Here is a 25,333-nt window from a genome sequence, read left to right as displayed (position 1 = left end):
CGCGGACCTCAGATCCGGACGCCCAGCAGCTCCTCGAAGAGCTCCTGCCGGTAGACGCCCATCGCGGGCAGCACCTCGGCGCGCAGCTCCGGCGGCACCGACAACATCGTGGCGCGGGCCCGGTCGACCAGCTCCACCCGCAGCAGCGGGCTGAGCCGGTCCCGGCGGGTCAGGTGGTAGCCGATCATGGCGAAGTAGTTGCGGACGGCCTTGGCGGCGAACCGCTCGGCCTCCGGGTCGGCGGACAGCTCGGCCAGCACCAGGTCGAAGGCGTCGAAGAAGTGCAGCTGGCGGGCGTCGCCGATCCGGGTGAGGGCGCCCTGCCGGTGCCGGCGGTAGAAGACGCCGCGCAGCGGGACCACCGCGTAGGAGGAGGCCTGGCGGTACAGCCGCCAGAACCAGGGCCGGTCCTCGGCGGTGTGCAGTTCGGGGACGAAGCGCAGCAGGCCCCGGTCCGCCAGCCGCCGGTGGTAGATCCCGGCCCACGAGTAGGGGTAGTCGACCATGGAGGGCTGGCTGACCGGCAGGATGGCGGCCCGCGGGTCGAGCACCTCCCACAGCCTGCCCTCCGGCGGGCGGCGCGGCTGCCGGTGCCGCCCGGTGACCCGGACGTGGTCGGACATCACGAAGTCGCAGCCGAGCCCGGAGATCGCGTCGACCAGCTCGGCCAGGTAGCCGGGCCTGATCCAGTCGTCGCCGTCGAGATAGGTGAGGTAGCGGCCGGAGGCCTCGGCCAGGCCGGTGTTGCGGGCGGCCCCGGGCCCCAGGGCCGCGGGATGACGGATCATCCGCAGCCCCGGGACCTCCGCCTCGGCCACCAGTTCGGCCGTCCGGTCGAGGGAGGCGTCGTCGACCACGAGGAACTCGAAGTCGGGACGGGTGTTGCGGGCCAGACCCCGCAGCAGGTCGGGCACGTAACGCTCCACGTCGCGGACCGGAACGACGACCGACAGGGTGGTCACCGGTCGAGGTCCAGCCCGGCGGCGTCGATGGCGCGGGCCGCGAGCCTCCGCCTCCGGCTGCGCGGCGGCAGCGCGGCGGCCAGCAGGTTGCGCCTGGCCGGGGACAGCCCGCCGGGCAGGCCGAGCGCGGTCAGCCTGCGTTTCTTGAAGTACCGCATCATCTCGCCCGAGGCGTGCTCGGACAGGAACGCCACGGCCTCCTTGCGGCGCTCGGGCAGGGAGGCCGCGCGCATCGCGTACGCCACCGCCACGAGCAGTTCGTGGAGCGCGGACACCGAGGAGAGGACCGGTGCGCTGAGCGTCCCGTCCTCCGCCAGGTGCGGCAGCATCGTGTCGATGATGGTCACCGGCACGCGGTTGCTGTTCTGGTAGGGCGCCAGCCGCTGGAGCAGCAGGCGGGTGCCCACGGCGGCGGCCGGGACGCCGTGGTAACGGGAAGCGGTGACCAGCGCGGTGGAGAAGCAGCCGACGATCAGTGATGGCCGAAGCGCTGCGCACCAGGTCTCTGCCGGTACCGAAGCGTCGAGGACCACGAGCCGGGCGCCCAGCCGCGCCGCCTCGTGGGCCAGCCGGCCGGCCGTACGTACCGGACTGGAGGGGTGGGGCTTGAACAGCACTGTCGTGTGCCCTCGGGCCACGACACCACGCAGCATCGCCACATGGAGTTCATCTTCCTCCTGCTCGCTCAGGATCTCCAGTGCCGCGAGGTACTGACCGACCACCAATGCGCCCCCGTCGAGCCCGTCAGCAGGGGGCTCCGGCCGGTTCAGCTTCTGGAGAACGGCGGTGAACGCATCGTCGGGGATGACCTCGGAGGGGACGCCGTGCTCGCCGAGCAGCAGAGGGGTGAGCCCTTCGACCAGGTCCAGGTGCAGCAGCCGGGTGATGCGGCTGCCGACCCCGTCGGGCAGCCCGTCCCTGGTCGGCCCGTAGCTCATCAGCCCGTCCGCGTAGACCGTGATCAGGGCCTCGGAGAAGATCGAGGTGAGCGCCTTGGCCGGGGAGGCGGCGATGGTCTCGACCGCGAGTTCCAGCGGCTCGTCGCCCAGGCCCCAGCGGTCGCGGAAGAGCCGCTCCCAGATCATGAGCTCCTCGGTCCGCGGCATCCAGCCCGACGGGTGCAGCGGGCTGATCTCCTCGTTCCAGGAGCGCACCTCGTCGAACCGGTCGCGCACCCCGGCGAACCCGGGAGAGGCGGTGAGGTCGAGGCCCAGCTCGGGGATGGCGGTGTTGTCGCTGACCAGCAGCATGCGGCGGCGTCCGGGCGGACCGAACCGCCCGGCGTCGATGGCGGCGGCGACGGTCATCGCGCCGAACAGCGTCGAGGCGACGAAGATCTGAGTCACGGGGTGACCCCCAGCAGTTCGGTGAGGAGCCGTTCGCGTTCCGGTCCCAGCCCGGGCATCACCTCGGCCAGGTTCTCCGCCGGGAACGCCGCGAACGTGGCGCGGGCGCGGGCCCGCAGCCGCCGTTGGAGCGGCGGGCTGAGCCGGTGGCGCTCGGTCAGGTGGAAGGCGATCATCGCGCAGTAGTTGCGGATGGCCTTGGTGAGGAACCGTTCGCCCTCGGGGTCGCGGGCCAGCTCGCCCAGGACCAGGTCGAAGGCGTCGAAGAAGTGCAGCTGCCGCTCGTCGCCGATCTTGGTGAGGGACCCGGCGACCTCGCGCCGGTAGAACGGCCCCCACAGCGAGACGACAGCGTACGACTCGGCCTTCAGGTGCAGCCGCCACGTCCAGGGGCGGTCCTCGCAGGTGAGCAGCTGCTCGTCGAAGAGCAGCACCCCCGATTCGAACAGCTCCCGCCGGTAGGCCCCCGACCAGGCGTTCGGGTAGTCGACCATGGCCTTGCCGTGGGCGGGCAGGATGCCGTCCCGGGGCTTGAGCAGGGTGTCGCGCACGCCCATCGGGGCCCGGTCCGGCACCCGGCGCCTGCCGAAGACCTTGATGTGGTCGACCTTGACGTAGTCGCAGCCGAGCCGGTCCATCGCGGCGGACAGTTCGCTGAAGTAGCCGGGCCGGACGTAGTCGTCACCGTCCAGGAAGGTGAAGTACCGGCCGGAGGCGACGCGCATGCCCGCGTTCCGCGCCCCGCTCAGTCCGACGGCCTGCTCGTGCCGGATCACCTGCGACCGCGGCAGCCTGGGCCGGAACAGTTCGACGAGTTCGGGAGTGCGGTCGGTGGACCCGTCGTCCACCAGGATGAACTCCACTTCCTCCGCGACGTTCCGGACCAGGCTGGTCAGCATGTCACCGGCGTACCGTTCCACGTTCCGCATCGGGACGATGACCGAAATAGCTGGTGAACTGGTCAAAACGGTCAAGAGGTGACCCGCCGCAGGCGCTCGCGGGGCTCGGCCTCGCCCGGGAAGACCCGCTTGACGCCGTCGCCGAGGGCGGACTCGATGACCCGGATGTCCCGGATGAGGTGCTGGAGGCCGGTCGGCTCCAGGGAGGCGGCGTGGTCGGAGCCCCACATGGTGCGGTCCAGCGTGATGTGGCGCTCGATCGCGCACGCGCCGAGGGTGACGGCCGCGAGGCTGATCTGCAGGCCCCGCTCGTGCCCGGAGTAGCCCACCGGGACGCCGTAGCGCTCGCGCAGGGTGTCGATCGTGCGGAGGTTGGCCTCCTCGGCCGGCAGCGGGTAGGTGGAGGTGGCGTGCAGGATCACCAGCCGCTCGGTGCCGAGGATCTCCACCGCCTCGTCGATCTCCTCCAGCTCCGACATGCCGGTCGACAGGATGATGGGCTTGCCGGTGGCCGCCAGAGCACGCAGCAGTTCCCTGTCGGTGATGGACGCCGAGGCGACCTTGTGCGTCACGACGTCGAACTTCTCCAGGAACTCCGCCGACGGGACGTCCCAGGGGGAGGCGAACCACTGCAGGCCGCGCTGCGCGCAGTACCGGTCGAGCTCGGCGTACTCCTCCTCGCCGAACTCGACGCGGTGCTTGTACTCCAGGTAGGTCATCTCGCCCCACGGGGTGGAGCGCATCTTGCCCTGCTGCTCCGGCGGGACGCAGATCTCCGGGGTGCGCTTCTGGAACTTGACGGCGTCGCAGCCCGCGTTGGCGGCGACGTCGATGAGCTGGCGGGCGATCGACATGTCACCGTTGTGGTTGATGCCGATTTCGCCGATCACGTAGACCGGCTGCCCGGAACCGACCAGGCGGTCGCCGATCTTCACAGAAGCGGACATATCACTTACCTTCGTTCGGAAGAGTCTTGCTCTGGAGAATGAGTTCGCATGCCTCGCGGACCGCGCCCCCGCCGCCCGGACGGCTGAGCACCAGCCGGGCCGCGGCCAGGACCTCCGGGTGGGCGTGCGGTACCGCGATCGGCCAGCCCACCAGGGTGAAGCAGCCGAGGTCGTTCAGGTCGTTGCCGATGTAGGCGACGCGGCGCGGGTCGTGCCCCGCCTCGCGCAGCCACCCGGCCAGGGCCGAGGCCTTGTCGGAGATCCCGTGCAGGACGGGGACGCCGAGCTTGCGGGCCCGCGCCGCGACCACCGGGTTGGTCTCGGTGGACAGGATGAGGACGGGCACGCCCGCCCCCCTGAGCCGGGCGACGCCCATGCCGTCCTCCCGGGAGACCGACACCGACTCGGTGCCGTCCTGGTGCACCCTGGCCCGGTCGTCGGTGTGCACCCCGTCGAAGTCGGTGACCAGGACGTCCACGTCCAGCGGCTCCGGCCGGTCGGCCAGCGGCGCCAGGACGCGGGCGACGGCCAGGTCCTCGGGCGTGTCGATCTCGACGGCGTGCACGGGCGGGACGGCGCGCACGCCGATCCGCCCGAAGAACCGGTGCCCGTGCTCCATCAGCCCCCGGGTGCGCATCACGTAGAACGCGCCGGTCTCCCGGTAGTGCGGAGCCCGGTCCTGGCGGCGGGGCCGGAACGAGGCGCTGTGGCCCACACCGGTCAGCCCGTCGTCGCCCAGGGCCCACTGGAACTCGTGGGACTCCAGCGCGGAGAACACGACGTCGGACTTCCCGTCGAGCACCTCCAGTACGGCGGCGTCGAGGTCGTCCGGGTCCACGAACGGCGAGGTGCACTGCAGGAACACCGTCACCTCGGGCAGTCCGGGCAGCAGGCCGAGCGCGTGCAGCAGCGCGGACTCGGAGGTCGCGGTGTCCCCGCTGAGCTCCGCGGGCCGCATCACGATCCGCGCCCCGGCGTCCCCGGCGGCGGAGGCGATCCCCGGGTCGTCGGTGGAGACCACGACCTCCTCGACGGTCCCGGCCCGCCGCGCCGCGCGCACGGCGCGCACCACCAGGGGGAGGCCGCCGACCTCGGCCAGGTTCTTGCCGGGCACTCCCTTGGAGCCGCCGCGGGCGGGGATCACACAGACGACACGCACACGCTTACCTCGTGGTCACGCCCGCTGTTGCGGGCAGAGGCCTCCAAGCTAAGGACCCGTGGTGACCTCGTGCGCACGCTCAGGTGAACGGCGGACGGCGCTCGTATAGATGGACGGAACCGCCCTTGAACAGCCAGCGTCCGGTTCGGACCCACTCGGCGCGGTTGTAGTGGATCAGGGACTCCTTGACCGCGTCGGGTTCGGCGAAGGTGCTGGCGGAGGGCTTGCGCGAGTGGTCGACGTAGAAGACGCGCCGTACGCCGGCGAGCCGTTCTGTGAACCGCGAGGCGGGGACCTCCGACCCGTCCAGCCCCTCGTCCGGGCGGTCGGCGAGGACGTCGGCCAGGCCCGCGTAGGCGTCGGGGTAGGCCGACACGGCCCGCCGTGAGCTGGTGTAGTGGAAGACCACGGCGTCCCCCGGACCGCTCTCGGTCTCGATGATCCGGGCCAGCTCCCGCAGGTCGTCGGCCCGCTCGGAGGGCTGCCGCATCTGCTGGTGCGCGGGCAGCGCCAGCAGGGCCGCGGTGAGCAGCACCGGCATCCCCGCCGTCCAGCGCAGCCGGTCCAGGCCCGCGGCCACGAGCAGCGCCACGGCCGGGACGCAGAACAAGACGTAGCGGAAGACGTAGAAGGGGTCCCACAACGAGACCACGAGCAGGAAGAGCGGAGGGAGGACCATCCAGGGAGCCGCGGTCCGCCACAGGCCGGCGTTGCGGCCGAGCAGGATGAGCACCACGCTGAAGGCGAAGAAGCCGGGCGTCCCGGCGAGGCCGTCGAGCATGTCGGTGACGGCGACGGCGTCGGGCGGCTCGATCCAGCTCACCTGGCCGCTCTGCGGCAGGGCCACCGCGGCGAGGGCGGCGCAGGGCGCCAGCGCCGCGCTGGTGGCGGCCGCCCAGCGCAGCAGCAGCAGGCGGTCCCGGCGCAGCAGGACGGTGACCAGGTGGGCGGGCACCAGCAGCAGGCTGAACAGGTGCAGCAGTCCGAGCAGCGCGATCGTCACGCCGTACCAGGTGAAGCTCCGCCGCTCCCGCAGCGCCAGGACCAGCAGCAGGGTGGCCAGCACGGCCAGGCCGGTGGCCAGCGTGTACTGCCGGGCCTCCTGGGCGTAGCGGCTCAACGCGGGGGAGACGGCGACCAGGAGGCCGGCGAACAGCCCGGTCCTTGTGCCGCCCAGCCTGCGGCCGAGTTCGGCGGTGGCGCCGGCGGCCAGGACCGCGCCGAGCACCGAGGGCGCCCGCAGGGCCGCCTCGCCGTCGCCGAACAGCGCGACGACCCCTTTCATGACCAGGTAGTAGAGCCCGTGGACCGCGTCGATCTGCCCCAGCACGGAGAAGAAGGAGTCCAGGGGGCGCCGGGCCATGCCCGCGGTGACCGCCTCGTCGCGCCAGAGCGCCGGACGGTCCAGCCCGGCAGCGGTGATCATGAGCGCGAGGAGGGCGGGAGCCAGCACTACCGGTGCCGGGGTACGGTGTCGGAGAACCGGCATAGACGGCAAATTGGGCACGCCGGACCCTATCGCTCGGATCCGGTGATGATCACCTTGGCGGGAACCCTTCGCCAATCTCCAGGGGTGGGGCTAATGTGCTCATGCTCCCGTGTGACAGGAAACTCGCGTGCCCCAGCCCAAAGTCAGCGTGATCGTTCCGGTGTACAACTGCCGGACGACGCTAGGCCGCTGCATCGACTCGGTGTTCGGGCAGACCCTCGCCGACATCGAGCTCATCTGCGTGGACGACGGGTCGACCGACGGCAGCCGGGCTCTGCTCGCCTCCTGCGACGACCCGCGGCTCACGGTCCGGTACCAGCCCAACTCCGGCGGCCCCGGCGCCCCCCGCAACGTCGGGCTGGCCCTGGCCTCCGGGGAGTTCGTGCAGTTCCTCGACGCCGACGACTGGCTCGACCCCCGGGCCCTGGAGCTCATGGTCGCGATGGCCGAGGAGAACGGCACCGACATCGTGATCGGCAAGTACGTCGGGGTGGGGCGGAACGTCCCCAAGCGGCTGTTCCGCCGGAACGTCGCGCGTACCACCGTCCACGACAGCCCGCCGGACCTGTACGCCACCCTCGCGCCGCTGAAGCTGTTCCGGCGTGAGCTGATCAAGGACCTGCGGTTCGCCGAGGGGCTCCTCTCCCACGAGGACCAGGAGTTCACCGCCAAGGCCTACTTCCGGGCCGGCGGGGTGAGCGTCCTGGCCGACCACGACTGCTACTTTTGGGTGGAGCGCGAGGACGGCACCAGCGTCATGCAGCAGGGCGGCGCGCCCGACCTCGACTTCTTCCCGGCCATCGGCCGGGTGATGCGGGTGGTGGAGGACAACACCGAGCCCGGCCCCGCCCGCGACCGCATGCTGCGACGCAACTTCCGCGAGGAGATCATGCCGCGGTTCGGCGCCGCCTACCTGGCGTCCGACGCCGAGTCCCGCGCGGTCACCGAGGAGGGGGCGCTCAGGCTCATCCGCGCCCACCTCACCCCGGGGATCACCGCGTCGATGGCCCCCTTCTTCCGGCAGGTGGCGCACTGCCTGGAGCACGGCCCCCACGGGCTGCTGCAGGAGATCGTCCGCTACCGGGTGTCGGGCCGGACCCCGGCGCTGCTGGCCAGGGACGGGCGGATCCACGAGGTGACCCCGGGCTTCGGGGAGCTGCCGGACTCCTGCTACGACGTCACCTCCAGGCTGCCGTTCCGGTGCGCGCTGGAGCGGGTGTCCTGGGACGGCGGCGTCCTGAAGGTGGAGTTGAAGGCGGAGCTGCCCGGCGGGGAGTTCACCGACCCGGTGCTGGTGCTGCGCCGCAGGGGCGAGGGCGGGCCCGTGCACACCGTCCCGCTGGACGGACGCTGCGAGCGCACCGCCGAGCTGGACGTCGCGGGACTCCGCCTGGCCAAGGGCCGCTGGGACGTGTCGGTCGAGGCCAGAGTCGGTCAGGTGCCGATCTCCACCCGGCTCGCCGTCGGCCCGGCCGGGCTGCCCGGCCCGGTCTTCCTCCCGGTGGAGGGCGGACGCCCGCTGGTGCGGCTCTACGCCACCGACTTCGGGAACCTCAGCCTGGCCGCCGGAGCCCTGGGCGCGGCGCCCGACCAGCCGGCCTCGGCCGTGGTGACAGGCGGGCGGCTGAAGGTCTCCGGACGGCTCCCGCTCGGCGGCGGGTTGAGCCTGCGGGTGCTGGCCCGGCTGCGCGGCACCGAGCGGGTCGAGACGGCCGACGCCGTGCTCGACGGCACGTCCTTCACCGCCGAGCTGCCGCTGCGTGACTGGGCCCGCGGGCCATGGCGGCTGGAGTACGAGGTCGTCGACCGGGACGGCACGGTCCCCGGCGTGTTCACGCCCCGCGACCTCGCAGGGGGACGGGTCGGCCTGCGCCGGACCGCCAAGCCGTACGAGACCAGCAAGGGGCGGCTGGCGGTCCAGATCGGCGAGCGGCCCCTGCACCTGGCGGTCCCGGTCCTGCTGGGCGGGCTGGCGCGCAAGGTCCTGCGGAGGAGCCGCATCATTCCCGCGCGTACAGTGCGAGATAGCCGCCCTTGAACCGCCAGCCCCTCACCTTGGTGAACGAGGCGCGCAGCACCAGGAACCGGGACTCGTCCACCCGGTAGGCGGGAGAGCTCCGGTCGGGGGCCTTGCTCACCACCCAGACCCGCCCGGTCCCGGCGAGCCGCCGGGCGAACCCGGCGGGACCGGTGAGGACCCCCACGAGGTTGCCGGCCTCGGGTCCGCCGCGCTCCAGCGCCAGGTCGTCCAGGCGGGCGAAGGTCTCCGGATAGGCGCCCATGATCGTCCGCTGTTCGCTCACCCGGAACAGCAGGCCGTCCCCGGGCCGCTCGTGCCGCTTGACGATCGCCCGGAGCCGGCGCAGGTCGTCCGCCCGGTCGTCCACGGCGTGCTGCTGCAGGTGCATCGGCGCCATCCCGGCGACCAGCGCGGCGGCGCCCGCCCAGGTGAGCACCGCGGGAAGGGACTCCAACCCCGCGGCCACCAGCAGTGCCGCCGCCGGGGCGGTGAAGAGCACGTAGCGCGGGGTGTAGACGGGGCTGACCAAGGAGACGCCCAGCAGCAGCACCGGCGGCAGCAGCAGCCAGGGCACCGCCACCGGCCGCAGGGAGGGTTGCCGCCAGGCCCCCAGCACGGCCAAGGCGGAGAAGGGGAGCAGGAGCCACGCGCCTCCGGCGAGCATCTCGGCCAGTTCCCGCACGGCCTCCGGCCCCGGCCTGGCCAGCCAGGAGATCTGGGCGCCCCGCTGAGCCGAGGCGACCGCCACCAGGGGGAGCAGGCAGGTGAACGCCGCCCCGGCCGCCGCCCAGGCCTGGCGCCGGGGCCACGCCAGGATGACGTGCACGGTGAGCAGCAGAAGACCGAACAGGTTGAACAACCCGAGCACCACGACGGACGCCGCGTAGCCGGTCCAGAGCCGCCGCCCGCCCCGTTCCAGGGCGAGGGACAGCAGCAGGGTGGACACCACGGCCGTCGCGGTGACCATCGCGTACGGGCGGGCGTCTTGGGCGTAGCGGGTGAGGAAGGGGGAGCCCGCGGCCAGCAGCCCCGCCAGCAGGCCCAGACGGGCTCCGGCGTACCGGCGGCCCAGCTCGGCGGTGCACCCGGCCGTGACCGTCCCGGCCAGCACCGACGGCAGGCGCAGCGCGGCCTCGCCCGACCCGGCCGCCTCGGAGACGAAGTGCAGCAGCACGTAGTAGAGGCCGTGGACGGCGTCGACCTCGGGCAGCAGCCGGAGGATCTGGGGGAGGGCGCGCCGGGAGACCTCGGCGGTGACCGCCTCGTCCCGCCAGAAGGACGGCCCGGTGAGCCCCCACAGGCCCGTGGCGAGCGCGGCCAGCGCGGGGACGGCGACCACCAGGCGGTTACGGACCACCATGCTCACCGGCCAGGGCGCTACACATCGCAGGCATGTTACTACGATGGGTGAACATGGCCAGGGTTCGCGGACGGCTGCGGGTACCGCTCTGGGCACCGGTCTGCGGGCTGGTGCTCGGCTGGGCGGTCCTGGTGGTGCTGCGGCACAGCTGGGCCGGGGACATGCGGCTGCACCTGGGCACCCTGCACGGGCTGCTGCGCGACCCGTGGCACCCGGTGGACCCGCTGGTCGGCGAGGCCGAGGGCAGCCCGTACTACTCGCCTTACACCGTGGCGCTCGCCGCCGTCGCCGCGCTCACCGGCCTGCGCCCGCTGACCGTCCTGGAACTGGCGGGCCTGACCAACACGGCGCTGTGGCTGTGGGCGCTGCTCCGTTTCTGCCGGATGCTCGGCGGGCCCTCGGTGGGGGCACTGGCCGTCGTCTTCAGTCTGCTGCTGTGGGGCCTGCGCCCGCACGAGTGGAGCGGGTTCTTCGGCCTGTACTCCCTGTCGTGGACGATGGCCTACCCCAGCCTCACCGCCACGGCGCTCATGCTGCTGGCCTGGCGGGAGTACCTGGAGTCCCGCTGGGTGCGTCTGGCCCCGCTGCTGGCGCTGGTCCTGCTCATCCATCCGTTCACCGCCCTGAACACCGCGCTCGGCCTGCTGGCCTTCGTCCTGGCCCGGCCCTCCCGGCTGCGGGAGAGCCGGCAGTACGCGGCGGGGGCCGCCGCGATCGTCCTGGCGATGGCCTGGCCCTGGTCGGACCTGGCCGCGCTGCCCGGCGCCACGGGCGACCTGTCCCGGATCCATCTCGGGCTGATCCTGGACCTGGGCGGGGACTTCGGCCTCGGGCACTACGGGCTGGCGCTGATCGGGCTGCCCGCGCTGGTCACCGGGGTGGACCGGAGGCCGCTGGGCCGCGAGCTGATGCTGCTGTTCGTGCTGGCGACGTCCGTCGTGGGGCTGGGCGCGATCCTGGGCTCCTACGGCTTGGCCCGGGTGCTGCCGGTCGCGCTGCTGCCGCTGCACCTGGCCCTCGCCTGCGCGCTGGGCACGGGCGGATGGGACGCGCGGAAGGCCGTCTACTCCGGGGTGGCGGCCCTCGCCTGCGCCATCGGCCTGTACGGCAACAGCGGCGGCCTGATCCGGGCCTGGTGGGGGCCGGTCTCCCCGCGGACGCTCGCGGCGTGGAAGGCCCGCGACCCGAACACCGTCTACGCCCCGCTGGTCCGGAAGATCAAACCGGGCATGGTGGTGCTGAGTGACCGGACCTGGCCGGGTCGGCTGGTCAACGGGAAGGGGGCCTACAGTGTCGTCCCCGCCTGGCCGTACCCCTTCGTGGACGAGGCGGCCAGGCGCCGCGACGTGCGGATCTTCTTCGCCCCGGGCACCACGGACGCCGAACGGGCGTCGATCATCGAACGGTACCGGGTGGACTGCCTCATGGCGGCCCGGCGCGACCACGTCCGGCTCGACGGATTCCGGGTGAGGGCCCGCGCGGCGAAGGGACGCCTGCTCCTGTCCTGCCGCTTATTCTTACCGCGATGTCTGTGAAATCCTCGGGGGCGGGAGCCGCGGCGCTCCTACTGATCTCCGCCTCGGTGGGGCTCGGCGCCTACGCCTGCCTGCTCGGCCCGTCCAACACGGTGCCGCAGAGCGGGGGAGGCTGGTCGCTGGAGGCCGACCCCAGCGCCCTGCTGATCGTCCGGCTGACCTTCTCCATGGTCGGGCTCGGCGCGCTGGGCGTGTGCCTCGGGTTGTTCGCGCTGCGCCGGGGCTGGCGCCCTCCGGCCCGCGCCCTGCTGTGGGGCGGGCTGCTGGCCGCGGCCGTGCTGGCGCTGGTGCCGGTGGGGGGCTCCACGGACGTGCAGAGCTACGCGCTCTACGGCCGTATGGGCGACCTCGGCCTCGACCCGTACCGGACGGTCCCGCAGTCGCTGATCGACGCCGGGGACCCGGTGGCGGCGTACTCGCCGCAGACCTGGCGGGACACCCCCTCGGTCTACGGGCCGGTCGCCAACTGGGCGTTCGCCGCCGCGGCGGGCCTCGCGGGCGCGTCCATGTTCAAGATCGTCTTCTTGCTGAAGCTGGCGGCGGGGGCCGCCTTCGCGCTGGTCGCGCTGGTGCTGCACCGGCTCGCCCGCGACCCCGTCCGGGTCCACCTGCTGTGGACGTGCAACCCGCTGATGCTCTGGGCGTGCGTCGCCGGAGCCCACGCGGACGTCTACGGGGCCGCCGTCATGGTGCTGGCCTTCGCCGTCTTCCTGCGCACGTCGGACGCCCCCGGCTGGGCGCCGGCCATGTACGCGGGAGCGCTGATCGGGATCGCGGGCGGGGTGAAGGCGCCGTTCTTCTTCGCCGGACTCGGGCTGGCCTGGGCCGCCCGCCGCTCCTGGCCCGCGCTGGCCGGGCTCGCCGGAGGGGTGACCGCGACAGGGCTCGGCTCCTACCTGCTGGCCGGTCCGGCGGCGTTCGACGTCCTGCTGGACAAGGCCGGGGACGTCGCGCCGACCAACCCGTGGCGCTACTTCCCGCACTGGGGCGTCGAGATGACCCACGAGGAGATGGCCGGCTGGGGATACGCGGCGGGAGCGGTCATCCTCCTGGTGCTGCTGTGGCGGCTGACCCCCGCCGGCGACCGCGCGGAGTCGGCGGCCCGGGTGTCCTTCGCGGTCTGCGCGGCGCTGCTGCTGCTCTCACCGGTGCAGCACCCCTGGTACGACCCGCTGATCTTCCCGCTGCTGGCGCTGCTGCCGCCGACCCGCGTCGACGGGCTGACCCAGTGGCGGCTGGCCGCGGGCACGCTCGGCTACCTGCCGGGGGTGCCGCAGTTCACCGGGAACCCCTGGCCCGACCCGATGCCCTTCATCCGGAATCCGGTGAACAACTGGTGGGTCTCGGCGGCCCTGGGGATCATCGCCGTCGTCATGGTCCTGGTGCTGCTGCCGCCCGGCCGCCGGGCCCCGGAGCGGGAACCGGCGATGGAGGAGAAGGAGGCCCTGCAGCCGGTCTGAGAGAAGGGACCGCGTTCACCTTTCGCTCCCACCGCGAAAAGAAGCCGGATTGGCACAGGGATCCTGCCCTAAACTCGGGAGATCTCTCTTCGACCTTGTGAGAAGCCTCAATGATCAGTGTCGTCGTCCTCACCCACGGAGCCGGAAATCATCTGGCCGAAAGCCTGGAGTCGTTGGCCAGGCAGACCTTTTCGGATTTCGAGGCGGTGGTCGTGGGCGACGCCGCCTCCGTGGGGACGGAACTGCCGGACTCCCGCTTCCGATGGGTCAAGGGAGACTCGATGAGCCGGGGCGCCGCCTACGACCTGGGGGTCGGCGAGGCCCGGGGCGAGTACCTGATGTTCGTCGAGGGCGGTGACAGGGTCCCCGCGCAGGCGCTGGAGCTGTTGCACGACGCGCTGGCGGGCTCCCGGTCGGACTTCGCGACCGGGAACGTCAGCGTGATCACGGAGTCGGGCGGAACCTGGCGCGCCTACACCCACAAGGACGCCTTCGCCAAGCGGCTGCGCCACACCCACATCAGGAAGCACCAGTCGCTCTTCCATGACAGATATGTGACGGGGAAGTTGTTCCGCCGTTCGTTCTGGGATGAGGCTGGCCTGAGTTTCCCGGACGGATCCCGGTACGAGGATCTGGCCGTGGCGATTCCTGCGCATTTCCTGGCCTCCGCCGTGGAAGTCCTGCCGGAGATGACGGTTTACCGGCGAAGGGAGCTTTTCCCGGAGCCGACCACCGACGCGCGGGACCTCGCCGACGGGTTCGCGGCGGTCGAGCGGGTCGAGCGGCTCCTGGAGGGGAGCTGGCGTGCCTCGGCGCGGCGGCGTTTCCAGCTCACCGTGCTCGGCCGGGAGTTCCGGGTGTTCCTGGACGCGCTGCCCGACTGCGAGCCCGCCGAACGCGAGCAGCTCATCGATCTCGCGGCCCGTTACGCCGAGCGGGTCGAACCCCGGCTCTTCCAGAAGCTGTCCGCGCTCAGCCGGCTCAAGTGGCATCTGGCGTCCCGGCGGCTGACCACCGAGCTGGTCAAGGTCGTCCGGTACGAGCGGGGCAAGTCCAGTCCGTCGATCGTGCGCAGTCCCCTCCGCCGGTACGTGGTGTATCCGTACTGGAAGGACGACAAGCTCGCCATCCCGGAGAACGTCTACCTGGCGCGGGACGAGCTGAAGCTGCGCGGCCGGGTCCAGTCGGTGGAGTGGCGCGACGGCAAGCTCGTCGTCTCCGGCGAGGCCTACATCAACTCGGTCGGCATGCGGCGCAAGTGGACGGCCGTCAAGGGCGTGCAGCTGCGGAAAGGCAAGCGCCGCATCCTGCTCCCGGCCAGGAAGAAGCTGGTGAAGAAGGCCTGGCGGGGGATGGAGTTCACCATCAATCCCAAGCTGCTGCGCGGCCCCGGGGGTTGGAAGGACGGCGTCTGGGAGGTGGAGGCCGGGGTCTTCAACGCCGGGGTGTTCCGGCACGGCAAGCTTTACGCCGGGACGTCCGGTTCCGGGGCGCAACCTCCCTACGCCTACGTCGAGGATGACGTCCGGATCGTCCCGGAGATCGTGGAGAAGGTCCTGCGGGTGCGGGTCGAGACCGTCCGGGTGCGGGTGACGGGGCTGCGCTGGCTCGACGACACCCTGGAGGTCACCGGGAGGGTCCGGTCGGGAGTGCCCGAACGGCTGACCTTCGTGCGGGTGGACCAGGAGGTCTCCGTCCCGGTGACGGCCACCGCGAACGGGTTCACCGCCCGGCTGCCGCTGTCGGCGCTGCCCGACGTCAGGACCGACGAGAGCCGCCTGGACGACACGGTCGTGTGGCGGGCCTTCCTCGACGGCATGCCCATGGTGCTGGCCGAGGAGGTCGAGCCGGTCCTGCAGCTCGTCGGGGAGCGCGAGGTCATCGCGGGCCGCAACCCGTCGGGGTATCTGCGGATGAGCCTGCGGACGGCGCGGTTCACCGTTGACTCGGTGGATTTGGGCGAGGACGGAACCCTCTCGGTCGCGGGCACGCACCCGGTGCACGGCGGGACCGGCACGCTGATGCTGAGCAGCCGGAACCGGAACCTGGCCTACTCCTTCCCGCTGGAGGACGGGCGCGCGCGGCTGCCGCTGGCCGGGATGGACACGTTGGCTGGGACGTTGCCGTTGCGTGCGGGCAGGTGGGAGTTGCTCTACCAGGCCGGGGATCGTGCGTTGGCGTTGCAGCTTGCCGAGGGGGTGGGGTTGCCCGCTTCGGTTGAGGTGGCGTTGCGTGGTTATGGGTTGGAGAACCAGAACGGCAGGCTTGTCGTGAATGTGGGTTCTGATTTGCGGCCGGAGGAGGTGAGTGGGGGGTCGGGGCTGCGGCAGGAGGCGCGGTTGAGGGTGCGGGAGCGGGGGTTGCGTGAGGCGGTGTTGTTCTCGTGTTTCAACGGTCGTCAGTACAGCGATAGTCCGCGTGCGATTCATGAGGAGTTGGTGCGTCGGGGTAGTTCGTTGGAGCAGTTGTGGGTGGTGGGTGATGGTCAGGTGGAGTTGCCGCCGACGGTTCGGCCGGTTCGGTTGAACGGTGTGGAGTGGCATGAGGCGGTTGCTTCGTCGAGGTATCTGGTGATCAATCATCGGTTGGGTGATTGGTTTCATCGGCATCCTGAGCAGGTGGTGTTGCAGACCTGGCATGGGACTCCGTTGAAGAAGATCGGGCGGGATGTGAAGGAGGTGCATTTCGCTTATTCGCCGGGTATGCAGAAGGCGATGGCGGTGGCGGAGAAGGAGCCTCGGCTTCCGGAGTGGACGCACCTGCTCTCGCCCAACCCCTTCAGCACCCCCATTTTGACGCGGGCCTTCAGGTTCGAAGGCGAACTGATCGAGGCCGGATACCCGCGCAACGACCTGCTCTACGCGCCGGATGCCGGCCGGGTCGCCGAGCGGGTGCGCGAGCGGCTGGGTATCCCGCCGGGTAAGAAGGTGGTGCTGTATGCGCCGACCTGGCGTGACGACCAGTTCTACGGGGTCGGCCGGTATAAGGCCGATTGGCGCCTTGATCTGGATCTGTTCGAACAAGAGTTGGGCGCCGACCATGTGCTGGTGGCACGGCTGCATTCGAACGTGGTCGACGGGGCGCCGGATCGGCCGTTCGTCTATGACGCGTCGGCCTACCCCGACATCGGTGAGTTGTATCTGGCGTCGGATCTGATGGTGACGGACTACAGCTCGGTGATGTTCGACTATGCGAACCTGCGTCGGCCGATGTTGTTCTTCACCTATGACCTGGCGCACTACCGCGACAAGCTGCGCGGTTTTTACTTCGACTTCGAGAAGGAGGCGCCGGGGCCGCTGCTGGAGACGTCCGAGGACCTCGTCGAGGCGATCCGGGGCATCGACGAGATCAGCGAGAAGTACACCGCGGCCTACGACGCCTTCTACGAGCGGTTCTGCTCGCTGGACGACGGATCCGCCGCGGCACGCGTGGTCGACAGGGTCTTCGGGGGCTGAACCCCACGGGACACCGTCCTCGAACATGTGAAGGGCCCGTGCCGATCGGCACGGGCCCTTCACATGTCGCCGGGGGTCAGCCCTTGCAGGGCATCGGCTTGCCGAGGAACTGGGCCTTGGCGCGGCGGAAATTGCAGCGGTAGAGGTCGTGGATCTTCCAGGGGCCCAGGGAGCCGACCTTCTTGAGCTGGATGATGATCTCGTCGTCCTGGCGGAGCGAGCTCCAGGTGAGGTTGGCGCTGCCGGTCCAGGTCCACTTGCCGACCTGCTTGCCGATCTGGCCCTGGACGAGGATGTACTTGGAGTGCATGGAGTTGGGGCTGCCGTACTTGCTGAAGTCGTAGACCTTGATGCCGGCGGCGCGCAGCGCGACGACGACGGCGGTGCGGCTGGCGTCGGTGGGGACGACGGTCACGATGATCTCGATCTGGCAGCCCTTGCGCTGGAGGGCGCCGAGGCTGCGCAGGAGCCAGTCGCGCTTGTCGCTGAAGGAGCCCATCGCGATGCGGACCTGGGTGGTGCCCTTGCGGCCCTTGTAGGTGAAGGAACAGCGGACGTTGCGCAGCATGTTGTCCACTGGGTCGCCGTCGGCCTTGGGGAAGAACTGGATGGTGGCGTAGGGGCTGGAGTTGGGGCCGCCGCGCTTCTTCCAGTAGTCGGGGATGACCTTGCGGCTCCACAGATCGTCGAAGTACTTGCGGTAGGCGGTGTAGGTGCTGCCCGCGTCGGCGAAGACGACCGCGTCGTTCCAGTCGGTGGTGGTGCCGCCGGTGGCGTTGAGGTTCTGCGAGCTCTGGACGACCACGTTCTTGGTGCCGCGGGTGTTGCTGAACAGCAGGAACTTGGTGTGGTTGAAATTGCTGCCGATGCAGCCGCGGCCCTTGGGGCAGGTGGTGACCTTGCTGGGACCCAGCGCCCACAACACCCGCTCATAGCCGGTGGGCTGGCCGCCGGTGGCTCCGCGGTCGGTGGAGGCGGTGTCGGCGAGCACCCGGACATCGACGCCGCGCCGGTCGGCGGCGATCAGCTCGTCGGCGATGCGGGTGGCGTTGGTGAACTGGTAGATGCTCACCCGGATGCTGGAGCCCGCCCGTGCCCCCTTCACCAGGTTGTAGATCTTGTTCTCGATCCGCTTGGCCCCTTGGCGGTCCAGCGGATTGTTGAAGATGATCTGTGACTTGACCCGCGCCGCCGACGCGCTCTGCGGAACGGCGACCACCGTCCCCAGCGCAAAGACCGCTGCCAGGACGGCGGACCACAACCGTCTCTGTCCCTTCACCAAAAACCCCCTGAGCCCCACAAGACGTACGTAGCAGGACATTACCGGATCTTGTATAAAAATTAGTAAGTTCCAATTGTTCTGCCCCGGACCGTGATCGAGACCGCCGGCGTCAGGGCTGGAGGAGGGACCCGAAGCGGAAGCCGCCGAAGCCGAAGTCCCGAGGCTGGTATCGCTTGGCGCCGGTGGTGGTGATGCGGCCCTTCTTGTTGGCCAGGACGTAGACGCGGCCTGTGTTCTTGTTCTCGCCGGGGGAGCCGATGACGAGTTCGGGGCGGCGGTCGCCGGTCATGTCGATGAGGCGGACGGCGCCGCCGAAGTGGTCGTTGCTCTCGGGGGTCGCCTTGAGTCCCTTGTTCTTCTGGCTGAAGACCTGGGCGTGTTTGGTGGTGAGGCCCTTCTTGTGTCCGTACAGCAGGATCACCTGGCCGGAGCGCTTGGCGCCCGCGTCTCTCGCGCCGATGGCGAGGTCGGCCTTGCCGTCGCGGTTCACGTCCCCGATGGCCAGGGAGAAGCCGAAGGTGTTCCGGGCGCCGCTGAGGGGGATGCCGGGGGTCTGTCCTGTGAGGGTCTTCGGTTTGCCGAATCCGGAGGGACCGCCCAGCCGGATCTGGACCCGGCCCCAGGTCGAGGTGACGAGGTCGGTGCGCCGGTCTCCGTTGAGATCGCCTACAGCCACCTTCCACATGTAGTTCAGGCCGGAGATCGGTACGGGCGCGGTGAGGCCGGCGGGGGAGTTGCGCAGCAGGAAGCTCTGTCCGCCGCCGGTGGAGCCCAGGACGAGGTCGGCGCGCCCGTCCCCGGTGAAGTCGGCGACCAACGGGGTGAACCAATAGCCCTCGGTGAGCGTGCTGGTCGTCCCGGGCTGTTTCTTGCCCTTGTCGACCTTGGAGAAGATCCAGTACCTGGTCTCGACCGTCGCGACCAGGTCGGCGTAGCCGTCTCCGTCGAGGTCGCCGACGGCCAGGCTGCCACTCGGCGAGGAGTCGGTTCTGGAGGTTTCGAGGAAGGACACTCGGTTGGAGAGTCCTTTCTTGGAGCCGTAGACGATCGTGACGCCGTCTTCTTCGGGTCCGGTGATGGCGAGGTCGGCGTAGCCGTCGCGGTCGAAGTCGGCTGAGGCCGTCGCTTCGCCGAAGCGGTCGCCGTGCTCGGCGACGGCGGCCACGGCCTTGGTGTCTCGGGTGATGGTCTGCTTGCGGTGCGTTTTTCCGTAGAGGATCGCGATGACGCCCGGTTCGATCTCTCCGCGTTTTACCGACTCGGGTCCGTTGATGACCAGGTCGGTGCGTCCATCGCCGTTGAAGTCGTGTGGTTTGGCGGGGGCCTTCGCCGAGGCGGTCCCGGTCGGGAGGACGGCCAGTGCTGCGAGAGCGGCGCCGGTGAAGGCGAGGGAGGAGATTTTCACGGAGAGCCTTTCGCTCAGGAGGGGCGGGAGCCGAGGCGGCGTTCCTGGAGGCCGAAGGACCGCGGGTCGTACCACCGGACATTCTTGGTGGAGATCGCGCGGTCCCGGTTCGTCGACGAGGCGGACGGCAGAGCCGGGGGCGTCTTCCTTCTCGGCACTTCCCTCGGTCCCTTGGTAGAGGATCAGGGTCCCCTTGGCGGGGCCGGTCCTGCTCCCGTGGATCAGCACCATCTGGCCGGACTCGCGTGGGCCCGCTCCGGGGAAGCCGACGGCGGTGAACAGGAGGGGGCGGCTCTCACGGCGGCGAACCCTTCTTCCGACTGATTGATGCGTGAGATGTGCCGTCCGAAAGAAAGGTTCGCGAGACTTGTGAAGTTTTTCGAAGACGTCCGTGACGTCCGCCATCGGGATGGTTTGGAGCCGCTCGCCCAGGAAGGCCCGGCGGGCGACCCGTTCGGCGGCCTTGCCGTCCTCCAGGGAGCGGAAGCGGGTGCGGAAGGCGGAGCGGTCCTCGGCGGTGGTGTCGTCCCATGTTGGTGATGATCTACCCGAAAGTCCCCTATCGATAATTTCCGGGGGTGGGGCTAGTGTGCTGATGCTCCCGTGTGACAGGAAATTTCAGCGTGTTCCAGCCCAAAGTCAGCGTGGTCGTCCCGGTGTACAACTGCCGGGCGACGCTCGGTCGTTGTGTCGACTCGGTGCTCGGGCAGAGTCTGGCCGATCTCGAGTTGATCTGTGTGGATGACGGGTCGACCGACGGTAGTCGTAGTGTGCTGGCCTTGTATGACGATCCGCGGTTGATGGTGCGGTATCAGGTGAACTCTGGTGGGCCGGGTGCTCCGCGGAATGTGGGGTTGAAGTTGGCGTCGGGGGAGTTCGTGCAGTTCCTGGATGCCGATGACTGGCTGGGTCCGCGGGCGTTGGAGCTGATGGTGGCGATGGCGGAGGAGAACGGCACCGACATCGTGATCGGTAAGTACGTGGGTGTGGGGCGGAAGGTGCCTCAGCGGTTGTTCCGGCGGAATGTGGCGCGGACGACGGTGCACGATAGTCCGCCGGATCTGTATGCGACGTTGGCGCCGTTGAAGTTGTTCCGGCGGGGGTTGATCGAGGATCTGCGGTTCGCCGAGGGGTTGTTGTCGCATGAGGATCAGGAGTTCACCGCGAGGGCTTATTTCCGGGCCGGTGGGGTGAGTGTCCTGGCTGATCATGATTGTTATTTCTGGGTGGAGCGTGAGGACGGCACCAGTGTGATGCAGCAGGGCGGTGCGCCTGATCTGGATTTCTTTCCGGCGATCGGCCGGGTGATGCGGGTGGTGGAGGAGCACACCGAGCCGGGTGCCGCTCGGGAGCGGATGCTGCGCCGCAACTTCCGGGAGGAGGTGATGACGCGGTTCGGTGCGGCGTATCTGGCGGCTGATGCGGAGGGACGTGCGGTGACCGAGGCGGGGGCGTTGCGGTTGATCCGGGCTCATCTGACTCCGGGGATCACTGCGGCGATGGCTCCGTTCTTCCGGCAGGTGGCGCATTGTCTGGAGCATGGTCGGAGCGGGTTGTTGCCGGAGCTTGTTGCTTATCGTTTGTCGGGTCGTACGGATTCGTTGGTGGCTCGGGGCGGGCGGGTTTATGAGGTGGCGCCGGGGTTCGGGGAGTTGCCGGATTCCTGTTATGACGTCACCGACCGGCTCCCGTTCCGCTGCACGCTGACCCGTCTGGAGTGCTCTGGAGGCGCTTTGCGGCTGGCGCTGGAGGCGGAACTGTCGGGCGGGGAGTTCACCGACCCGGTTCTCGTCCTGCGTCGACGCGGTGAGGACGGGCCGTCGCACACCGTCCCACTGAACGGCGACCGCCGCGAGCGCACCGCCGAGCTGGACGTCGCGGGACTCCGCCTGGCCAAGGGCCGCTGGGATGTATCGGTCGCCGCCCGGCTGGGGGAGACGGAGATCGCCACCAGGCTGTCGGTCGCCGAGACGACACTGCCCGAGGCGCTGTTCCTGCCGGTGGAGGGCGGACGCCCGCTGGTGCGTCCCTACGCCACCGACTTCGGGAACCTCAGCCTGGCCGCCGGGGTGGGCGGCGCCGTACCGGAGCAGTCGGCCTCGGTCCGGGTGAAGGGCGGGAAGCTGGTGGTCTCCGGACGGCTCGGGATCGGCGGTGGCCTCACCCTCCGGGTGCTGGCCCGGCTGCGCGGCGAGGACGTCGTCCACGCCGCCACGGCACGGCTCGACGGTACCGCCTTCACCGCCGAGTTGCCGCTGCGCGGCTGGAAGCCGGGGACCTGGCGGCTGGAGTACGAGGTGTCCGGCAAGGGCGGCGAGGTTCGCAGGGCGTTCGTCCCCGATGGCCTCGCCGGAGGCCGGGCGGGCTTGCGCCGGATCGTCAAGCCGTACCGGACCGACAAGGGGCGGCTGGCCGTCCAGGTCTGCGAGCGGTCGTTCCAGCAGGCGGTCCGCTCGCTGATGCGGGCGCTGGCCCGGCGGACGGCGCGTCCGGCTCACTGATCCAGCTGGTACCGCGGCATAGGGCTACTAGCCCTATATCACCAAATCAGTGGGAAATGCATGAAGTGTCCTGCCTTACACTACGGTGATCTCTTCGACCTTGTGAGAGGCCTCCATGATCAGTGTCGTCGTCCTCCCCCACGGAGCCGGAGAGCATCTGGCCGCGAGCCTGGAGTCCCTGGCCAGGCAGACCCTCACCGCGTTCGAGGCGCTGGTCGTCGATGACGGCGCCGACGCCGCCGTGGAGCTGCCCGACTCTCGTTTCCGGCTGGTCAGGGGAGGCGCGCTCAGCCGAGGAGCCGCCCTGAACCTGGGGGTGAGCGAGGCGAAGGGCGAGTATCTGGCGTTCGTCGAGGGCGGCGATCTGATTCCGCCCCAGGCCCTCGAACTGCTGCACGACGCGCTCGCGGGCTCCCGCTCGGACTTCGCCGCAGGGAACGTCAGCGTGATCACCGAGAAGGGTGGCACCTGGCGCGCCTACACCCACAAGGACGCCTTCGCCAAGCGGCTGCGCCGCACGTCGATCAGGAAGAACCCTCTGCTCTTCCACGACAGGTATGCGACGGGCAAGCTGTTCCGGCGCTCGTTCTGGGACGCCGCCGGGCTGTGCTTTCCGGACGGCTCCCGCTATGAGGACCTGGCCGTCGCCATCCCCGCGCACTTCCTGGCCGACGCCGTCGAAGTGCTGCCCGAGATGACGGTCTACCGGCGCGGGGAACTCTTCCCCCCGGCCACCACCGACGTGCGGGACATCATCGATGGGTTCGCCGCCGTAGAGCAGGTCGAACGGGTGCTGGCGGGCCGTTGGAGGGCTCCGGCGCGGCGCAGATTCCAGCTCACCGTGCTCGACCGCGAACTGCGGGTCTTCCTCGACGCGCTGCCCGACGCCGACCCGGACGTCCGGGCGCAGACGATCGACCTGGCCGCGCGTTATGCCGAACAGGTCGAGCCTCGGGTCTTCGGGCGGCTTCGGGCGCTCAGCCGGCTCAAGTGGCATCTGGCGTCCCGGCGGCTGACCACCGAGCTGGTCAAGGTCGTCCGGTACGAGCGGGGCAAGTCCAGTCCGTCGATCGTGCGCAGTCCTCTCCGCCGGTACGTGGTGTATCCGTACTGGAAGGACGACAAGCTCGCCATCCCGGAGAACGTCTACCTGGCGCGGGACGAGCTGAAGCTACGCAGCCGGATTCGGTCCGCCGAGTGGCATGACGGCAAACTCGTCATCTCGGGTGAGGCGTACATCAACTCGGTGAGCATGAGGCGCAAGTGGACCGCGGTCAAAGCGGTGGTGCTGCGGCAGGGCTCGCGCCGGGTGCCGCTGCTGGCCAGGAAGACCCAGGTGAAGAAGTCCTGGCGGGGCATCGAGTTCACCATCAATCCCAAGCTGCTGCGCGGCCCCGGGGGGTGGAAGGACGGCGTCTGGGAGGTGGAGGCCGGGGTCTTCAACGCCGGGGTGTTCCGGCACGGCAAGCTTTACGCCGGGACGTCCGGTTCCGGGGCGCAACCTCCCTACGCCTACGTCGAGGACGACGTCCGGATCGTCCCGGAGATCGTGGAGCGGAAGCTGCGGGTGCGGGTCGAGACCGTCCGGGCCAGGGCGACGGCGCTGCACTGGCTCGGCGACGTTCTGGAGATCACCGGGACGGCCAGGGCGGGCGCCGCCGAACGACTGATGTTCGTGCGGATGGACCAGGAGGTTCCCTTCCCGTTGAAGGCGGTCCCCGGCGGGTTCGTCGCGCGGGTGCCGCTGTCGGAGCTGCCGGACATTCATGACAATGAGGGCAAGCTGGACGACACGGTCGTGTGGCAGGTATGGCTCGACGGCACCCGGCTCGTGCTGGACGAAGGGGTTGAACCTGCTTTGCAACGTCTCGGGGAGCGCGAGCTCATCGCGGGCCCTAACTCGTCCGGATACCTGCGGCTGAGCCTGCGCACCGCACGTTTCACCGTTGACTCGGTGGAGTTGGGCCAGGACGGAACCCTCTCGGTCGCGGGTTCCCACCCCGAGCACGGCGGGGAGGGCACGCTAGTCCTGCGTAGCCGCAGCCGGAAGCTGGAGTACCGCTTCCCACTGAGGGACGGGGTCGCGGATTTGCCGCTGGCCCGGATGAGCACGCTGGCTGGGACGTTGCCGTTGCGTGCGGGCAGGTGGGAGTTGCTCTACCAGGCCGGGGATCGTGCGTTGGCGTTGCAGCTTGCCGAGGGGGTGGGGTTGCCCGCTTCGGTTGAGGTGGCGTTGCGCGCTTATGGGTTGGAGAACCAGAACGGCAGGCTTGTCGTGAATGTGGGTTCTGATTTGCGGCCGGAGGAGGTGGGTGCGGGGGCGAAGTTGCGGCAGGAGGCGCGGTTGAGGGTGCGGGAGCGGGGGCTGCGTGAGGCGGTGTTGTTCTCGTGTTTCAACGGTCGTCAGTACAGCGATAGTCCGCGTGCGATTCATGAGGAGTTGGTGCGTCGGGGTAGTTCGTTGGAGCAGTTGTGGGTGGTGGGTGATGGTCAGGTGGAGTTGCCGCCGACGGTTCGGCCGGTTCGGTTGAACGGTGTGGAGTGGCATGAGGCGGTTGCTTCGTCGAGGTATCTGGTGATCAATCATCGGTTGGGTGATTGGTTTCATCGGCATCCTGAGCAGGTGGTGTTGCAGACCTGGCATGGGACTCCGTTGAAGAAGATCGGGCGGGATGTGAAGGAGGTGCATTTCGCTTATTCGCCGGGTATGCAGAAGGCGATGGCGGTGGCGGAGAAGGAGCCTCGGCTTCCGGAGTGGACGCACCTGCTCTCGCCCAACCCCTTCAGCACCCCCATCCTGCGGAACGCCTTCGACTTCAAGGGTGAGTTGATCGAGGCCGGGTACCCGCGCAACGACCTGCTGTATTCGCCGGATGCCGGCCGGGTCGCCGAGCGGGTGCGCGAGCGGCTGGGTATCCCGCCGGGTAAGAAGGTGGTGCTGTATGCGCCGACCTGGCGTGACGACCAGTTCTACGGGGTCGGCCGGTATAAGGCCGATTGGCGCCTTGATCTGGACCTGTTCGAACAAGAGTTGGGCGCCGACCATGTGCTGGTGGCACGCCTGCACCCGAACGTGGTCGACGGGGCGCCGGATCGGCCGTTCGTCTATGACGCGTCGGCCTACCCCGACATCGGTGAGTTGTATCTGGCGTCGGATCTGATGGTGACGGACTACAGCTCGGTGATGTTCGACTATGCGAACCTGCGTCGGCCGATGTTGTTCTTCACCTATGACCTGGCGCACTACCGCGACAAGCTGCGCGGTTTTTACTTCGACTTCGAGAAGGAGGCGCCGGGGCCGCTGCTGGAGACGTCCGAGGACCTCGTCGAGGCGATCCGGGGCGTCGACGAGATCAGCGAGAAGTACGCCGACGTCTACGCGGCCTTTCACGCGCAATTCTGCTCGCTGGACGACGGGTCCGCGGCGGCACGAACGGTCGACAGGGTCTTCGGCGCCTGATCTCGGGAGAAGTGCCGTGCCGCGAGTCTGTGATCGTGATTCCGGACGGTGGG

General features: G+C 69.9%; 15 protein-coding genes. 6 read left to right on the top strand and 9 right to left on the bottom strand.

Annotated elements, in window-relative coordinates; all coding sequences use genetic code 11:
- Positions 1-8: 8 nt before the first annotated feature.
- The 6 genes from ABGB12_RS25355 to ABGB12_RS25330 form a co-directional block, all read right to left on the bottom strand.
- Complete coding sequence (locus tag ABGB12_RS25355; protein WP_347681946.1) at positions 9-962, bottom strand: glycosyltransferase family 2 protein; 954 nt, start codon at positions 960-962, stop codon at positions 9-11.
- Positions 959-2,308, bottom strand: coding sequence for an alpha-2,8-polysialyltransferase family protein (locus tag ABGB12_RS25350; protein ID WP_347681945.1), 1,350 nt, complete (start codon positions 2,306-2,308; stop codon positions 959-961). The genes ABGB12_RS25355 and ABGB12_RS25350 overlap by 4 nt, the downstream gene beginning before the upstream one ends.
- On the bottom strand, positions 2,305-3,273 hold the full coding sequence (locus tag ABGB12_RS25345; RefSeq protein ID WP_347681944.1) for a glycosyltransferase family 2 protein: 969 nt from the start codon (positions 3,271-3,273) through the stop codon (positions 2,305-2,307). The genes ABGB12_RS25350 and ABGB12_RS25345 overlap by 4 nt, the downstream gene beginning before the upstream one ends.
- 5 nt (positions 3,274-3,278) lie before the next feature.
- The gene (locus tag ABGB12_RS25340; RefSeq protein WP_347681943.1) at positions 3,279-4,154 is read right to left on the bottom strand and encodes an N-acetylneuraminate synthase family protein; all 876 of its coding nucleotides are present in this window, start codon (positions 4,152-4,154) and stop codon (positions 3,279-3,281) included.
- A gap of 1 nt (position 4,155) precedes the next feature.
- Complete coding sequence (locus ABGB12_RS25335; protein WP_347681942.1) at positions 4,156-5,313, bottom strand: acylneuraminate cytidylyltransferase; 1,158 nt, start codon at positions 5,311-5,313, stop codon at positions 4,156-4,158.
- A gap of 79 nt (positions 5,314-5,392) precedes the next feature.
- Positions 5,393-6,739 carry a glycosyltransferase family 39 protein gene (locus ABGB12_RS25330; RefSeq protein WP_347681941.1) on the bottom strand — a complete coding sequence of 449 codons (1,347 nt, stop codon included), beginning with the start codon at positions 6,737-6,739 and terminating at the stop codon, positions 5,393-5,395.
- A 190-nt stretch (positions 6,740-6,929) separates the two neighbouring features.
- Between ABGB12_RS25330 and ABGB12_RS25325 the strand changes: the two genes are divergently transcribed.
- Positions 6,930-8,840 carry a glycosyltransferase family 2 protein gene (locus ABGB12_RS25325; protein ID WP_347681940.1) on the top strand — a complete coding sequence of 637 codons (1,911 nt, stop codon included), beginning with the start codon at positions 6,930-6,932 and terminating at the stop codon, positions 8,838-8,840.
- Here ABGB12_RS25325 and ABGB12_RS25320 read toward each other — a convergent pair.
- Positions 8,803-10,182, bottom strand: a complete 1,380-nt coding sequence (locus tag ABGB12_RS25320; protein WP_347681964.1) for a glycosyltransferase family 39 protein — start codon at positions 10,180-10,182, stop codon at positions 8,803-8,805. The genes ABGB12_RS25325 and ABGB12_RS25320 overlap by 38 nt on opposite strands.
- 53 nt (positions 10,183-10,235) lie before the next feature.
- Between ABGB12_RS25320 and ABGB12_RS25315 the strand changes: the two genes are divergently transcribed.
- The 3 genes from ABGB12_RS25315 (at position 10,236) to ABGB12_RS25305 (ending at position 16,632) form a co-directional block, all read left to right on the top strand.
- Positions 10,236-11,717 carry a hypothetical protein gene (locus ABGB12_RS25315; protein ID WP_347681939.1) on the top strand — a complete coding sequence of 494 codons (1,482 nt, stop codon included), beginning with the start codon at positions 10,236-10,238 and terminating at the stop codon, positions 11,715-11,717.
- The gene (gene mptB, locus ABGB12_RS25310) at positions 11,708-13,177 is read left to right on the top strand and encodes a polyprenol phosphomannose-dependent alpha 1,6 mannosyltransferase MptB (RefSeq protein WP_347681938.1); all 1,470 of its coding nucleotides are present in this window, start codon (positions 11,708-11,710) and stop codon (positions 13,175-13,177) included. Before ABGB12_RS25315 ends, mptB begins: the two co-directional genes overlap by 10 nt.
- A gap of 110 nt (positions 13,178-13,287) precedes the next feature.
- A complete protein-coding gene (locus tag ABGB12_RS25305) occupies positions 13,288-16,632 on the top strand; it encodes a CDP-glycerol:glycerophosphate glycerophosphotransferase (RefSeq protein ID WP_347681937.1) in 3,345 nt (1,114 codons plus the stop codon).
- Positions 16,633-16,708: 76 nt separating this feature from the next.
- On the opposite strand, the gene ABGB12_RS25300 is transcribed toward ABGB12_RS25305, so the two are convergent.
- Together ABGB12_RS25300 and ABGB12_RS25295 are read right to left on the bottom strand one after the other, a co-directional pair.
- Complete coding sequence (locus tag ABGB12_RS25300) at positions 16,709-17,911, bottom strand: phospholipase D-like domain-containing protein (RefSeq protein WP_347681936.1); 1,203 nt, start codon at positions 17,909-17,911, stop codon at positions 16,709-16,711.
- Between the two features lie 112 nt (positions 17,912-18,023).
- On the bottom strand, positions 18,024-19,319 hold the full coding sequence (locus ABGB12_RS25295; protein ID WP_347681935.1) for an FG-GAP-like repeat-containing protein: 1,296 nt from the start codon (positions 19,317-19,319) through the stop codon (positions 18,024-18,026).
- A 623-nt stretch (positions 19,320-19,942) separates the two neighbouring features.
- On the opposite strand from ABGB12_RS25295, the gene ABGB12_RS25290 reads away from it, so the two are divergent.
- A complete protein-coding gene (locus tag ABGB12_RS25290) occupies positions 19,943-21,820 on the top strand; it encodes a glycosyltransferase family 2 protein (protein WP_347681934.1) in 1,878 nt (625 codons plus the stop codon).
- Positions 21,821-21,935: 115 nt separating this feature from the next.
- Positions 21,936-25,280 (top strand): bifunctional glycosyltransferase family 2 protein/CDP-glycerol:glycerophosphate glycerophosphotransferase, encoded by a 3,345-nt coding sequence (locus ABGB12_RS25285; RefSeq protein ID WP_347681933.1) that lies wholly within the window; start codon positions 21,936-21,938, stop codon positions 25,278-25,280.
- The last annotated feature ends 53 nt before the right edge of the window (positions 25,281-25,333 follow it).

Source organism: Actinocorallia sp. B10E7 (assembly GCF_039871655.1).
GTDB lineage: Bacteria > Actinomycetota > Actinomycetes > Streptosporangiales > Streptosporangiaceae > Actinocorallia.
This window is presented reverse-complemented; position numbering and strand designations above follow the sequence as displayed.

Coding starts and splice junctions, on each gene's coding strand:
- ABGB12_RS25315 (WP_347681939.1), top strand. CDS start 10,236: ATGGCCAGGGTTCGCGGACGGCTGCGGGTACCGCTCTGGGCACCGGTC.
- ABGB12_RS25330 (WP_347681941.1), bottom strand. CDS start 6,739: ATGATCACCGCTGCCGGGCTGGACCGTCCGGCGCTCTGGCGCGACGAG.
- ABGB12_RS25285 (WP_347681933.1), top strand. CDS start 21,936: ATGATCAGTGTCGTCGTCCTCCCCCACGGAGCCGGAGAGCATCTGGCC.
- ABGB12_RS25305 (WP_347681937.1), top strand. CDS start 13,288: ATGATCAGTGTCGTCGTCCTCACCCACGGAGCCGGAAATCATCTGGCC.
- mptB (WP_347681938.1), top strand. CDS start 11,708: ATGTCTGTGAAATCCTCGGGGGCGGGAGCCGCGGCGCTCCTACTGATC.
- ABGB12_RS25320 (WP_347681964.1), bottom strand. CDS start 10,182: ATGGTGGTCCGTAACCGCCTGGTGGTCGCCGTCCCCGCGCTGGCCGCG.
- ABGB12_RS25340 (WP_347681943.1), bottom strand. CDS start 4,154: ATGTCCGCTTCTGTGAAGATCGGCGACCGCCTGGTCGGTTCCGGGCAG.